Annotated in this window: 11 protein-coding genes; 6 read left to right on the top strand and 5 right to left on the bottom strand. The window is 62.9% G+C overall.

What is annotated here, in order from left to right; genetic code table 11:
- Positions 1–625: 625 nt before the first annotated feature.
- The 5 genes from AC1D2G_RS07690 (at position 626) to AC1D2G_RS07710 (ending at position 6,284) form a co-directional block, all read left to right on the top strand.
- The gene (locus tag AC1D2G_RS07690; RefSeq protein ID WP_477413078.1) at positions 626–1,708 is read left to right on the top strand and encodes a transporter substrate-binding domain-containing protein; all 1,083 of its coding nucleotides are present in this window, start codon (positions 626–628) and stop codon (positions 1,706–1,708) included.
- A gap of 491 nt (positions 1,709–2,199) precedes the next feature.
- Complete coding sequence (minC, locus tag AC1D2G_RS07695) at positions 2,200–3,030, top strand: septum site-determining protein MinC (RefSeq protein ID WP_477413080.1); 831 nt, start codon at positions 2,200–2,202, stop codon at positions 3,028–3,030.
- 60 nt (positions 3,031–3,090) lie between these two features.
- Positions 3,091–3,906 carry a septum site-determining protein MinD gene (gene minD, locus AC1D2G_RS07700; protein WP_477226767.1) on the top strand — a complete coding sequence of 272 codons (816 nt, stop codon included), beginning with the start codon at positions 3,091–3,093 and terminating at the stop codon, positions 3,904–3,906.
- The gene (gene minE / locus AC1D2G_RS07705) at positions 3,903–4,175 is read left to right on the top strand and encodes a cell division topological specificity factor MinE (RefSeq protein WP_024501686.1); all 273 of its coding nucleotides are present in this window, start codon (positions 3,903–3,905) and stop codon (positions 4,173–4,175) included. The genes minD and minE overlap by 4 nt, the downstream gene beginning before the upstream one ends.
- 642 nt (positions 4,176–4,817) lie before the next feature.
- Positions 4,818–6,284: a coiled-coil domain-containing protein gene (locus tag AC1D2G_RS07710; protein ID WP_477413082.1), complete on the top strand. Its 1,467-nt coding sequence runs from the start codon at positions 4,818–4,820 to the stop codon at positions 6,282–6,284.
- Position 6,285: 1 nt separating this feature from the next.
- Here the strand turns inward: AC1D2G_RS07710 and AC1D2G_RS07715 are convergent, their stop codons facing one another.
- The 4 genes from AC1D2G_RS07715 to AC1D2G_RS07730 are packed head-to-tail and all read right to left on the bottom strand — an operon-like array spanning position 6,286 to position 11,437.
- Positions 6,286–8,118, bottom strand: a complete 1,833-nt coding sequence (locus AC1D2G_RS07715) for an ABC transporter ATP-binding protein (RefSeq protein ID WP_477413084.1) — start codon at positions 8,116–8,118, stop codon at positions 6,286–6,288.
- Between the two features lie 9 nt (positions 8,119–8,127).
- Positions 8,128–9,162 (bottom strand): glycosyltransferase family 2 protein, encoded by a 1,035-nt coding sequence (locus AC1D2G_RS07720; RefSeq protein ID WP_477413086.1) that lies wholly within the window; start codon positions 9,160–9,162, stop codon positions 8,128–8,130.
- A gap of 5 nt (positions 9,163–9,167) precedes the next feature.
- A complete protein-coding gene (locus AC1D2G_RS07725) occupies positions 9,168–10,274 on the bottom strand; it encodes a glycosyltransferase family 2 protein (RefSeq protein WP_477413088.1) in 1,107 nt (368 codons plus the stop codon).
- Complete coding sequence (locus tag AC1D2G_RS07730) at positions 10,271–11,437, bottom strand: acyltransferase family protein (RefSeq protein WP_477413090.1); 1,167 nt, start codon at positions 11,435–11,437, stop codon at positions 10,271–10,273. Before AC1D2G_RS07730 ends, AC1D2G_RS07725 begins: the two co-directional genes overlap by 4 nt.
- Positions 11,438–11,466: 29 nt before the next feature.
- Between AC1D2G_RS07730 and AC1D2G_RS07735 the strand changes: the two genes are divergently transcribed.
- Positions 11,467–11,736 (top strand): hypothetical protein, encoded by a 270-nt coding sequence (locus AC1D2G_RS07735; protein ID WP_477413092.1) that lies wholly within the window; start codon positions 11,467–11,469, stop codon positions 11,734–11,736.
- 325 nt (positions 11,737–12,061) lie between these two features.
- Here AC1D2G_RS07735 and AC1D2G_RS07740 read toward each other — a convergent pair whose 3' ends face one another.
- The gene (locus tag AC1D2G_RS07740; protein ID WP_477413094.1) at positions 12,062–13,246 is read right to left on the bottom strand and encodes an amino acid ABC transporter substrate-binding protein; all 1,185 of its coding nucleotides are present in this window, start codon (positions 13,244–13,246) and stop codon (positions 12,062–12,064) included.
- Positions 13,247–13,248: the final 2 nt, after the last annotated feature.

Genomic DNA, 13,248 nt, shown 5'->3' on the forward strand with positions numbered 1-13,248 from the left:
AAAAGAAGTTCACCAGTTGCAAGGGCGATGAGATGTGATGGCGAACCGGTCATACCGGGAGCTGGGATAACCCGTGCGAATGTCGTGGGCATCATTGCCCGCAAAGCAGAGTGGGACCTGACTCGCGGATACCATCAAGGCCAGCGGTCAACATGAACGACTGCATCAACAGGCCGGACAGAAGACCGCACCTGACCCAATCGTCAGAAACGTCAAATCACCCCTTGCATCGCGGGAGCCATCCACAGAAGACATCGCAACCGAGGACTCCGGAGGTCGCGGTTTGCGCCCGGGAAGGCGACATTCGAAGCGCTGTTCCAAGTGGACATACCTGCGACGGTCGAAATGTAGTGCGAACCCCAGCCTCTTGTGACACGCGACCGGAGCTCCAAGCCTTTGCGCGACCTCACCGAATACTACGCCCGTGGCTTCCGTCGGCTCAGATCGCTTCGCTGTCTCCTCCCAAGCTAGACGGTATCTATCGGAAACGGGACACAAATTCATGATTTCGGATCGCACACCCGGCTTGTTATAGATTCGGTAATGCGCGTTCTCTCAGGCCATTGTCTCGAGAAAGGCCGGAGGGGACGATTTCGTCAATGCTTCCGCAGGCGGGAACTCTTTCATGTCGAGGAACGCTCTCTGCCTAGCCGTGTTGTTCAGCCTGCTGGCCGTAAGCAGTCCACTTGGGCAGGAAACGCCTCAAGCCAAACAGCCAGTCGGCGTCGGCCTCTATCTCAGCCCGCCATTTGTCATACAGGAGAAAGGTAGCTTCACCGGAATGGCGGTCGAACTCTGGGAGTCGATCGCGGCATCGCAGGGCTTGCAAAGCCAGTACCGCCCCTACCCGACGGTTAGTGCCCTGATCGACGCCGCGGCAAACGGCGAGATCGACGTTGCCGTCACCAATCTCACTATTACACAAGGCCGGGCGCAGCGGATCGATTTCACTCATCCGTGGTTCGATGCCGGACAGAGGATCATGGTCAACGAGCATCAAGGCACAGGATTCCTGGACGTTGTGGCGGGTTTGAGGGACGCAGGCTTCCTTCGCGCCTATGCGTGGCTCGCCTTTGTCATCGCGGCGGCGACCGTATCGCTGACCATCTTCGACCGGAAGTTTGATCCCGCCTTTCCGCGTCGATGGCGTGACGGAATAGCGGAGAGCTTTTTCTCGATCATGTCAGTTGCCTCAGGCAAAGCATCCGGCCGAAAGAATGTTTTCGGTTGGATTGGACGGGTATGGCAGGGCTTGTGGCTAATATTCGGGATTGCTGTGCTCGCCTATGTCACCTCATCCGTAACGAGCGTGATGACCACCCTTTCATTGACCAACCAGGTCAACAGCCTTGCCGATCTTCCCGGCAAGTCGGTCGGGGTATTCACCGGCAGTGTGTCGGAGGATTTTGCCCGCAACTCCGGTTTCGACCGGCAATCGTTCCCGAACATCGAGGAAGCGGTAGCGGCTTTGCGTGACGGCAGAATCGACGCGATCGTCGGCGATGCGCCCGTGCTCGAATATTATGCGCATACGCACCCCGAAGAACGGGTCAGTGTCATCGGAGGCCTCTTCGAGCCGGATAAGTACGGCTTCGGTCTTGCACGCAACAGTCCCTTGACCAGGCGGCTGACGGTCGAAATTCTGGGCGCACATGAGCGCGGGCTCGTGGAGCAGTTGCATGCCAAGTATTTCGGCGAGTCACCATGAGCGCTGAGCGATGCGGGACGCAAACAAACGTCCTCTCAGCCGCATCTAAGACCGAGGCTACCCAAAGCAGACGGAACGACGACCTCCGAGAAGATCGCAGCGAAGCACGTCGCTCCCGATGCAATGTGGCCGCCAAGACCTGACCTTCGTTCATCGGAGAAATGTCATCCGATCTAGCTCGTCGTTTCGCCCGCTCTTCCAATGAGATTACGCGGCATCCCGCCGCCCTCAAAGCAGGGGCCGCTTTTGGCGCAAAGAGGGCAGCACAACGCTGGATGCAAAGGTCGGCTTTCTAGCGGAGTCATCCCGAAAGCGGACGTTCCGTTTTCGGCCCCTATCAAGACGTTCGGCATGTAGCCGGTCAGCGTCCGCTACTGGCCCTAGTAGACCCGCCGATTTCTCGCGCAGTTGCCAAGTTGCACCCCCACGCATTAACCATTCGTTAACCATTCACTCGCTAGCGTTTACCTATCAGTAAGGATTCGCCGCCAGTGACTTTTGCCGCTCCCCTCGAGGCCAAATCCATTCGCTTTCGCGCCCGCTCGTTCGTCGCTTTCACGCTGACGCCGGAGGCGCCTTTGGGGGCCTGGCTGGAGGGGCTGGATCATTGGATCGGCAACTCGCCCGGCTATTTCAGCGGCCGGCCGGTGCTGCTCGATCTGAACACGCTGAAGCCGCAGCCAAGCGATATCGCGGCGCTGGTGGCGGAACTCGGCACGCGCGACATCCGCGTCTATGCCATCGAGCTCGAAGGCGCTTCGCTCGGCGCCGAATTGCCGCCGGTGCTGGTCGGCGCCAAGGAGGCGACGACCGACGGCCTGCTGCCCGGCCGCAAGGCGAGGGCGGAGGAGAAGGCCGAGGGCGAGGCGCCAGAGGTTCGTGCGGACGCGGATCGCGCAGGTGCTGGACGCGCGGATGTGGGGCGCGTGCAGGCCGACAAGGTTGGCGCAAGCAAAGCAGGCGAGAGCGAGCCGCAGGTTGGGCAGGAGGCTTCGGGCACGCTGATGATCAAGTCGCCGATCCGCTCCGGCCAGGCGATCGTGCATCCGCATGGCGATGTCATCGTGCTCGGCTCGGTCGCTTCCGGCTCGGAGATCATCGCGGCGGGCTCGATCCATGTCTATGGCACGCTGCGCGGGCGCGCTTCGGCAGGTGCGCTCGGCAACAAGGGCGCGCGCATCTTCTGCCGCCGCAACGAGGCCGAGCTTCTGGCGGTCGACGGCTGGTATGTCACCGCCGAGGAGATGGAAGGTGTTTCGCGCGGCAAGCCGATCCAGGCATTTCTCGACGGGGACGGGCTGCGCGTCGCGCCGCTCAGCTGACATTTGTTGCGGCCGGCAGGGCCGCTCGACCAACGACATAACAACAACGGAGGCATTTTCATGGGCAAGGTAGTGGTGGTCACCTCGGGCAAGGGGGGCGTCGGCAAGACGACCTCGACGGCAGCCCTGGGCGCCGCGGTCGCCAAGACCGGCAAGAAGGTGGCGCTCGTCGATTTCGACGTCGGCCTGCGCAACCTCGACCTGATCATGGGCGCCGAACGCCGCGTGGTGTTCGATCTCGTCAACGTCATCCAGGGCTCGGCCAAGCTTTCGCAGGCGCTGATCCGCGACAAGCGGGTGGAGACGCTGTTCCTGCTGCCGGCCTCGCAGACGCGCGACAAGGATGCGCTGACCGAAGACGGCGTCGGCGAAGTCATCGACAAGCTGCGCTCGGTGTTCGACTATGTGTTCTGCGACAGCCCGGCCGGCATCGAGCGCGGCGCGCAACTTGCCATGCGCTTTGCCGACGAGGCGGTCATCGTCACCAATCCGGAAGTGAGCTCGGTGCGCGATTCCGATCGCATCATCGGCCTGCTCGACGCCCGCACGCTGCGGGCCGAGCATGGCGAGCAGATCGCCAAGCATGTGCTGGTCACACGCTATGACGCGGCGCGCGCCGCGCGCGGCGAAATGCTCTCCATCGACGATGTGCTGGAGATCCTGTCGACGCCGCTGCTCGGCATCATTCCCGAGAGCCAGGATGTGTTGAGGGCCTCCAACCTCGGTTCGCCGGTGACGCTGTCGGAGCCGCTCAACGCGGCCGCCAAGGCTTATATCGACGCCGCCAGGCGGCTCGAGGGCGAGGACTTGCCCGTCGTCGTGCCGTTCGAACGCAAGGGTTTCCTCGATCGTCTTTTGGGAAGGAGGGCGGCATGAACCTGCTCGACATCTTCAAGCGGCGCTCCAGTGCGCCGGTGGCGCGCGAGCGGCTGCAAGTGCTGCTCGCCTATGAGCGCCGCAACCGCAGCCAGCCCGACCTCGTCTCCATCCTGCGCGAGGAGATCATGGCCGTCATCGCCAAGCATGTGCAGATCGACCAGGACTATCTGCAGGTCTCGATGGATCGCGGCGAGACCATGTCGACGCTGGAAATCGACATCCAGATCCCCAACAAGAGCGCCGTGCCGCTGGCGATGGCGGGCTGATTTTACCCTCCCCCTTGTGGGAGGGTCGATCCGCAAAGCGGATCGAAGGGGCGGCGCCAGGCACCCCACCCGGACCTTCGGTCTCGTCTGCCGGGTCCCCGCTGCTGCGCAGCGTCCCGGCGTTCGCTGTCTTTCATCGTGCCACCGGCACGATGAATTCGCTTCGCGAACCGATGGCTTACCCCCCACAAGGGGGAGGTGGGGAGATCGCGAAGCGGTCGGGGAGGGGGCCTGCCACACCGGCAAGCTTCCTCTGAATTCATTTGGGGGTCGAGCCTGTCCCCCCACTTCCGTAGGGCGAGAAACCCACATTTTGTGGAGGGTCGGCGCCAACCCACCTACGTTTGGTACCTCCACTTTTGGGGTAGCGTGGTCAGTCTCGCCTGCGACAATCATCTTGCCGTATGGTAAGCCGGAATGAGACAAGTTTTCTCCGAGGCACCTCTGGAGCTCACGCGCGGCGGCGCGGGCTTTGCCACGAAAAATGGTGCGCGGCGGCGACTTCAGGCCACTGGACGCAAGCGAGAAATCCCCTAGTTTCAGCATTCTACAGGCGGGGCTTCCCATACGGAAGCCGCGGATGTAATGATACATTAGCATTTTGTTAAGTACTGGGTTGGGTATGGGTAGGGGAGTTCGGGCATGAACTTCAAGGGCTTGATCAAGCGCGCTGAAGACGTAGATACCGCACTACAGGAACTGCAGATCGATCTGGCGGATGCGCTGGACGCTAGTCTCAACGCCGAGGACGAGGCGCCGCCAAAGAGCGACGAGGTCCCGGATTCCACGGCGGCACCTGACGACCCGCCACCCGAGGCCAATGCGGCAAACGCGGATGGTGCGGAGAACGCAGACGGTGCGGGCAATCCGGACAGTCCCGAAACCGGGCCGCGGCTGACGTCCCACGCCCAGACCCGATTGGCTGCGTTGAGCGCCTTCGAAGGGCTGTTCCATGACGCCAGGGACTATATGGAGGAGATCACCGGCAAGCTGTCGGAGATCGCGACCTCACACCATTTGACGCGCGAATACCTCAACATCCTGCATGGCGACATTCTTCGCGCCAATGAGCTGGAGTTGGCAAATGCCGCGCTCATCGCCGAACAAAGAACGCTGTCGGAAAAGCTGCACGATGCGGGGCGAAAGCTGCGCGAGCGTGAAAGCACCTGCGAAGTGCTGCAACAGCGCGAGACAAGCCTGGTCCAGGACAGGGACGGACTTCGCGCGACGCTTGCCGCGACAAGGCTGGAACTCGCGGAGGCAGCCAATGCGAGCGCAAAGCGCGACGCGGACTTCGGCGACATCGCCAAGCGGCTGACCGCCAGGACGGTCGAGGCCAACAGGCGCTTGCGCGAGAGCAAGATGCTGCGCGAAAAGCATGTCAGCCTGTCGATGGAGCTCGACAAGGCTCTGAAGCGGGAATCCCAGGCGCGCCACCGGCTCGACGAGCTCTCGGCGATCCATGCCAGCGAAGCAGCGCGGTTTGCGGAACTGCTCGCCGCGCTCGCCAAGAGCGAGAAAGAGGAGGTGCGGCTCCAGAAGTCGCTCGAGGCCGCACAGGCGAAGCTTTCGGGAATGACCGAAACGGCCAGCATGGTGGAAGGCGACCGGGAAGCGGAACTGGCGCGCAGCCAGACGCAAATGCGCGGGTTGCGTTCCGAGATCGAGGACCTGCAATCGCGGCTGGAGTGGGCCTCGAACGAGAACAGCGATGCCACCGGCGAGATCGCCAGGCTCAAGACTGAATTGAACGACACGCTGGCCGAAAAGAAAATCGCCGATGAAAAATTGTCCGCGCTCATCGAAGAGAACGAAAGCGACAAGGCGAGCCTTTCGAAAGTGAACGCCAATTTTTCACAGCTTGTGCTGCAACAGGCGTCGGAACAGATACAGCTCGATGTCCAGAGGCAGGAATGCGAGGACCTCAGGGACGAAATCGTGTCGCTCAATGCCAGGATCAAGGAATTGCTGCCCTACGAGCGGCTCCACAAGGCCACCAGCGGCAGACCGCGTGAGAGCACCGTGGTCGAGATCACCGGCGTCGTGGCGGAAAAAGCACGTGCAACGGGCAGGCGGCGCGCCCGCAGGAACCTCCGCGCGACGCCGTAGCCTACTTCGCGGGCTCGCCGCGACGTCGCTTCGCTCCCGCCCCGCCTGGGGCGGCGAGCGGCTCGTGCTGGTAAAGCTCGTCCATGGTGAGCGATGCCAGGGCGCCGAAAGGTGCCTGCTTCTTCACCCTGCCGCCGCTCAGGATCACCACGTCGTCGCAGAACGAGATCGTGCTGTGATGGTGGCTGATGACGATGGTCGTGCGGCGGCCGGCTCTCGACTTCAGGGTCTCGACGATGGCTGCCTCCGACAGGCCGTCGACGGCGTTGGTGGCCTCGTCCAGGATCAGGAGGTCGGGATCGCGCACCAGGGCCCTGGCCAGTGCGATCCGCTGCCGCTGTCCCGCCGAGAGGTTGATACCCCTGTAGCCGACGAGCGTTTCGTAGCCGAGCGGGAGCCGTTCGATGAATTCATGCGCCTCGGCCAGTCTCGCGGCACGCTCGGCTTCGGCGGCCGTGGCCGCGTCCTGCCCGTAGGTTATGTTTTCAAAAATGGTGCCATCGACCAGCTCCAGTTCCTGGCTGGCCAGTGCGATGTGCTGGCGCCACTGGCTGGCGTCGATCCCGTCGAGCGGTGATCCATCGACGAGAATCCTGCCGGTGTCCGGCTCCACGAAGCGGCACAGAAGGTTGACGATCGTCGTCTTGCCGGCGCCCGAGCGGCCGATCAGTGCCGTCGAGCGGCCGCCGCGGATTTCGAAAGTCGCCGAATGCAGCACCACCTCGCGGCGGTCCGTGCCGGAATAGGTGAACGTCACGTCATCGAACTTGATGCCCTGGCGCAGGCCGTGGAACGGCCCATCGCCTTGCGGCGGTTGAGGCTTGCCGGACGGATCCAGCATCCATGTCACCTCTTCGAGCGATCCGCTCAGGCCTTGCAACTGGCTCCACGACCCTTGCAAGGCCCGCATATGCGGCTGCAGCCTGTAGAGCAGGATGACAAACGCGATGATCAGCGGGAAATTCACCTGCGCCAGCCAGGCACCGATCACCACCGCCAGGAACAGCACGGCGTGGAGAACCTCCGTCAGCGGCGGCAACGCTCCCTGGCGGACTAGCAGGACGAAGGAGGCGCGGCGGACCGCATCGGACGCCGTATCGAATGTCGCCTTCTCCCGGCTCTCCTGTCCGAAGATGCGGATCAGGCGTCCGGCATGCACCAAATGGAGCATCTGCGATGCGAGGTGACTGTTGCGCGAGGCGACGCTGCGGCTGGGTCCCTTCAGATTGGCCGAGAGGATGGCGTGCGCAATCTGGACGACGGCCAGTCCCAGCGTGACCAACAGCGTCATGCGCCACGAAAGCAGCAGCAGAAAAGCCAGCAGGATGATGGCGGCCGATGCGCTGACGATGGCCGACAGCATGATCTGGATCGCATCCGATGCCCGCCAGGATTCGTTGGAGATGATGTTGAGCAGCCGTCCTGGACTCTGCCGCAGGAAGAATGGGTAGCCGACCCGCAACAGTCGCTCCGACAAGGCGCTGCGGATCGAATGACTAGCCTTGCCGTAGATGAAGGTCGTCAGCAGCGTGTTGGCGAAGGCGAAAATGTTCTTCAGGACGATCGAGCCGAGGATGGCGACCGAAATGACCATAAGCCGGTCGCGCTCGCTGAGGCCCGATCCGACATGCTGGAGGACGGCGGAAAAGCCGCCCATTCCGGTTGCATCGCCGTGTCCCATGATAATGCCCAGCAACGGGATGATCAGGCCGATGCCGAACCCTTCGAGGACGGCGCCGACCAGGCCGAGGACCACCACGGCCGGAAGCAGGCGCAGTTGCTTCTTTCCGAACGTCCGGAACAGCATCGGCAGGCTTGGCGGTAGCAATGGCATTATGGCGGTTCAACTCGCTTCGGCATTTGCCTGTTGATCTTGTCGCACCGGCGCACCCTGCGCCCGTCTCGCCAGCAGGAGAACCGCGAATCTGACGGCGCCGAGCAAATTCATGCCGACGATCGGCCAATGCGACAGGTCGAGTTCACGATCGAATGCAGGCCCGCCCGCCGATTCCCGGAGAGCGGCTCTCGCGGCCCAGTAGAAATGACGCAGCAGCCAGGGCGCATGGCGAACATGTTTCAGGCAGAGCCCGCCATTGCCCAGGCTGTAGTCGCGGTGGAGCTTTTCGATGGATTTGCGATCGCGCCGGCCGTGATGATGGAAGATCGTCATGTCCGGCACATATTCGACCGCGATGCCGAGCAGCACCGCGCGCACGAGATAGTCGGTATCCTCCGCCGATCGCAACGGACCGCCGGCGCCGAAGCGTTCGTCGAAATTGCCGATACGGGCCGCGACATCGCGGTGCATCGTCATGTTGCAGCCCAGCACGAAACCGCCGGGATGGACATCCGGCGTCAGCCGCTCGCGTACCCGCGAGCGCTTGATCGTGAACGGCAAATCCCTGGGATCGCCAAGTTCGACACGGCCGCCCCGGATGAGCCATTGTTCCCCGGACGCATAGTGTCGCTCCAGGTCGCGCAGGTAGTCGCAATGGACGGCGCAATCATCATCGACAAAGACCAGCACACGGCCCCGCGCGCGCTTCAACCCGGCGTTACGGGCAGTCGCCAATCCGGGGCGGGGCTCGTGAACCGGCGTGAATGGAATGTCCGACATGGCGGCGATGCTGGCCAGGCGTTCCGCCGTGCGGTCGCTCGAGCCGTTGTCGACGACCACCAGCTCGGCGGCGAAGCCGGCATGGGCGCGGCACGCGGCCTGCACCGACTTGATGCAAGCCTCGAGCACGGCGACGCGGTTGCGCGTACAGATGATGAAGCTGACTTCGGGCGTCGATCGTTCGGGGCGCGGATTGGCCGAGCCGGCGCCGAGCGCTGTCGAACGATCGCGCTGCAGGGGTTGGTGGGCTTTGACGGTCATCCCCTCTAACTCAACTGATAAGGCGCCAGGACCGTCTCGGCGGGCGCGGATTTGAAGAAGTATGCCAGGGCGTCCGCCTGCCTGCCGGCCGACAGCGAGGCAAGGCTGAGCCAGGGCGCCCAGGAGCCCGGCCGCAGCGCATATTTCTCCCGGCGCCGGATGACGTTCCATTTCGCGGTCCGCGTCAGCAATTCATGCGTCAGCGAGGGCTGCTTTTCGTCGGCGACGAGCTGGTAAAGGAAATAGAACAGGTTCAGTGCGCCGGCCTCGAAGCTCCGTCGCGTCTCGGCCGGCAGCGAGCAGATCTCCTCCTCCAGCGCGACGATAAAGTTGGCCGCACGGGCAACGGTGTCGAGGCTGACCGCATCGCCGATGTCGCGCAGGTCTCGCGTGGTTTCCGCGAGGCCCTCGCGCTCGAGATTCTCCGCCACGATCCGCAAATGCGTCCTGCGCATCTCCTTGCTGTGCCGGCTGGTCACGCTTGCCTGATGGATGCGGTAGACGACCAGGTTTTCGGGCATCATGGCTGCCGGGTAGCGGCCGGCCAGTCGCCTGAAAAGATCGAAATCCTCGGCGTGCCTGTAGGTCTTGTCGTAGTGGAGATCGCCGTCTTCGATGACCTTCCTGTTGTAGACGACCGTCGGGTGCATGAAGATGGTGAAGAACATCGCCAATATGGGAATGCGGCCGAACTGGAACACCGGATCGGGCTTGCCCCTGGCGATGCGGCCGCGGATCAACATGTCGACCCCGGCGCCGCAGAAGCCAAGTTCGGGCCGCCGCTCGAACAGCGCCACCTGGCGCGACAGGCGCCAGGGATAGGCGACGTCGTCCGCGTCCATCCGTGCGACCAGTTCGCCCTGGGCATTCTGGAGCCCTTCGTTGAGCGTCGCCACGAGGCCGCGGTTTTCGCGCGAGATGATCGAGATGCGGCTGTCGGCTTGCCGGTATCGCTCGAGGATTTCGAGCGAATTGTCGGTCGACCCGTCATCGATGGCGATGACCTCCACGCGGCAGTAGTCCTGCCGCAGGATGCTTCCCAGCGCGGCAGCGAGATAGGGCCCGGCGTTGTAGACCGGCAGCAGGACGGAGACGAGCGGCGCGGCGGTCATGGTCTCGCATCCGTTCGCTGGAGGTCGAGCGATGGCGCTGGGCCATCGGGCGATCGGCCGGGCGCCCTCGCGACCCAGCCGGCATGGCCGGCGTGTGCCGGCGCGGCATGGGTGCGCGCCACATAGGGGAAGTGGCGCTTCAGGCGGTTGAGCGGCCTTTCGAAAACCACCCAGGAAATCGAGGCCACGACGATCGTGGCGGCGCTTGCTACCAGCAGCCGCCCTGGCCCTTGCTCCGAGACATTGAGCGGAATCCACGGCTGCGACTTGACGGCGAGCGACAACAATATCGGATGATAGAGATAAACGCCGTAGCTGATGCGGCCGAAAGCGAGCAGCGGCGGCAGCTCGGCAAGCTTGCCGAGGGTGCCGCTCGAACAGGACGCGACGATGGCCATCAGCGGCACCAGGGGCAGGACTTGCAGCAGCAGCCAGCGGGCCCATTCCAGCGTCGGATCTGGAGGCGCCGGGACAAACCACTCGATCATCAGGAATGCGGCCGCGAAGGCAGGCCAGCCCAGCCGCATCCATGACGGCAGGGCAGCACCTCTGGACCGCCAGCAGGCAAGCAGCGCACCCGACGCCAGCGCATCCATGGATGCTGGCGGCAGCAGGTCGCGTGCCAGCGCTGGGGTGGCGGCGACCGGCCAGTAGAAGCGATAGGCCAGCGACAGCAGGATGATGCCGATGCAGATCGGCTCGAAGCGCCGGCGCGGAACCAGCAGGACGATCAGTGGCCAGGCGACATAGAACTGCTCCTCGATGCTCAGGCTCCAGAAATGGCACAACACCCAGGGCGTCCAGTCATTGCGCAGCGCATACCAGAAATTCGACAGATAGAGCGCATGCCAGAGCAGCGATGGCCTGGCCTGTTCCAGGTCGAAAACCCAAACGAAACCCAGCACGGCGAAATAGGGAGGAAATATCCGCAGCGCCCGCCTGATGTAGAAGGCTCGCAACGCGGCGCCGGTTTCAAATTCGGCGGCCGAACGCGCTTCCAGCAGCAGGCGTGTGATCAGGAAGCCGCTCAGCACGAAGAACAGCCGCACGCCGATATGGCCCCAGAAGGATGATCCTCCGGCCGCGAAGAAATGGGAGTACAGAACCATCGTCACGGCGATGGCCCTCAATGCATCCAGTTGGATGTCGCGGCTGTTTCCCATCAGCGGCGTCCGCCGACGTGATGTCCGCGATGAAGCCGCAAGCCGGCCATTTCGAACGGCAGGCCAAGGCGGACGAGACCCGCCACTGGGCCGGCGCCATCAAACCCGCGCCTTGCGAGTCCGCTCAGGCCGAGCTCGAAATCGACAGACAGGCAGCTCAATTCGGTCAAGCCAGGGAATCCTTCACGGCCTATGTCCAGTCGTTAAACGAGTCCCCCAAGGGATGGTTCGGCTACCGCATTGTGCAGCGCAACACAAAAAATCTACCAAGCCGAAATACTTGTGTGAGCAAGCGATAAAGGTTGACAAAGCCGCCCGGATTTCACCCTTTTTTGGCGATTTTCCCCAGCATTTCAACCCTGTCGTTGAGCTGTATGGATCTGCCCGCTCCGGTTGATTGGAAAAAAACCCGGCTAGGAGAATGAGAAAAGCTCAGATCTTTCTTAAATCGTGCGCAAAACTCGAAAATCTATAATTTACTATACGTATTTGGCCCCGGTTACGCATGGAATGAATTGGAATTATTGGGTTTTGCGCGATGCAGCATGATCGCCGGCTCTTTCGTGGGTTGCCCGCACGGTTCGCTCCTCCCAAAGCCCAACGGGAAGCCGCAAGCAAAGCCCTTCACCCGGCAGAGCGGGCTTGCGCATAGGGAAAGATCAGCTCACCGGAGGCGAAGTCTGGTGGCGACACCACGATCTGCCTCGATCCGTTGCGGAACTGGCCAGCCTCATGGCCGGAGATGCCTTGGAACTGAACCTGGAGGACGCGTGGCCGCGCCCATTCGCCGTTCACCCCGAAGCGGACGGCGCCCATGACGGTGTCGAAGATCGCTTCGCGCGTGTATGCCGACAGGGCGGCGTCGTCGAAGCCGCCGGTCGCCTCGATTGCCTGGGCAACCACCTGCATCTGCGCAAAGGCGAGCGGCGCCATATAGTGCCCCAAGAGGTCGACGCCGGCATCGCCGGCTCGCGCCTGGTAAGTGTCCAGAAACTCCTGAACGCCGGGGAACATCATCCTGGAGACGGGGACCCAATATTCGTAGTTGACGAAGCCATTGAGCAGCGGGCCGAGCGCCGTCTTGACCGCCGTGTTCTGCGGCCCGATCATGCCGGCGCCAACCATCTTCGGGCGGAACCGGTGCGCATGGATGGCGCGCACCAAGTCGATCGAATCCTGAAGGTATGAACACAGAAACAAGAGGTCGCAGCCACTCTTGGCGACGGCATCAAGGACCGGCTTAAAGTCGGTTGTCGTCAGCGGATAAGTGGCCTCATGAACGATGCTGAAGTCGTATTTGTCGGCGTTTGCCTTGGCGCCGAGAATGGGATTCCTGGAAAATTCCGCGTCGGCGGATAAGAGCGCCACCGTCGCGGGCCGAGGCCTCTGCTGCGCGGCGAGCGCGAAAAAGCCTTCGGTCAGTGCCGCGTTCGGATCCGGCCCGGTCGGGATCATGGCGAAATAGTTGGGATAGGCGAGCGCGTTGACGCCGAGGCCCATCAGGCCGACGAAGAAGCGCTGCCGTTCGATGATCAGCGGCATTGCCGGCAAAACCGTGTTGGTGCCGTAGCCGCCGATGACCAGGTCGACCTTGTCGTCGTCCATCATCCGCTTGTAGAGGCCAGGCACGAGCGAGGCGTCACCATGGTCATCGTGGCAGACGAGTTCGACAGGGCGGCCGAGCAAGCCGCCCCGTCGGTTGGTGTCTTCCCGCCAGATGTCATGCGCGAGCTGCGCCGACCGGCTGTTGCCCGCGAGCGGGCCGGTCAGCGACAGGCAGTAGCCGATGCGGATGGGCGCGGCGGACATGG

The organism is Mesorhizobium sp. P2_C7 (genome assembly GCF_056404515.1).

Coding starts and splice junctions, on each gene's coding strand:
- AC1D2G_RS07690 (WP_477413078.1), top strand. CDS start 626: ATGTCGAGGAACGCTCTCTGCCTAGCCGTGTTGTTCAGCCTGCTGGCC.
- minD (WP_477226767.1), top strand. CDS start 3,091: ATGGGCAAGGTAGTGGTGGTCACCTCGGGCAAGGGGGGCGTCGGCAAG.
- minE (WP_024501686.1), top strand. CDS start 3,903: ATGAACCTGCTCGACATCTTCAAGCGGCGCTCCAGTGCGCCGGTGGCG.
- AC1D2G_RS07710 (WP_477413082.1), top strand. CDS start 4,818: ATGAACTTCAAGGGCTTGATCAAGCGCGCTGAAGACGTAGATACCGCA.
- AC1D2G_RS07715 (WP_477413084.1), bottom strand. CDS start 8,118: ATGCCATTGCTACCGCCAAGCCTGCCGATGCTGTTCCGGACGTTCGGA.
- AC1D2G_RS07720 (WP_477413086.1), bottom strand. CDS start 9,162: ATGACCGTCAAAGCCCACCAACCCCTGCAGCGCGATCGTTCGACAGCG.
- AC1D2G_RS07725 (WP_477413088.1), bottom strand. CDS start 10,274: ATGACCGCCGCGCCGCTCGTCTCCGTCCTGCTGCCGGTCTACAACGCC.
- AC1D2G_RS07730 (WP_477413090.1), bottom strand. CDS start 11,437: ATGGGAAACAGCCGCGACATCCAACTGGATGCATTGAGGGCCATCGCC.
- AC1D2G_RS07735 (WP_477413092.1), top strand. CDS start 11,467: ATGAAGCCGCAAGCCGGCCATTTCGAACGGCAGGCCAAGGCGGACGAG.
- AC1D2G_RS07740 (WP_477413094.1), bottom strand. CDS start 13,246: ATGTCCGCCGCGCCCATCCGCATCGGCTACTGCCTGTCGCTGACCGGC.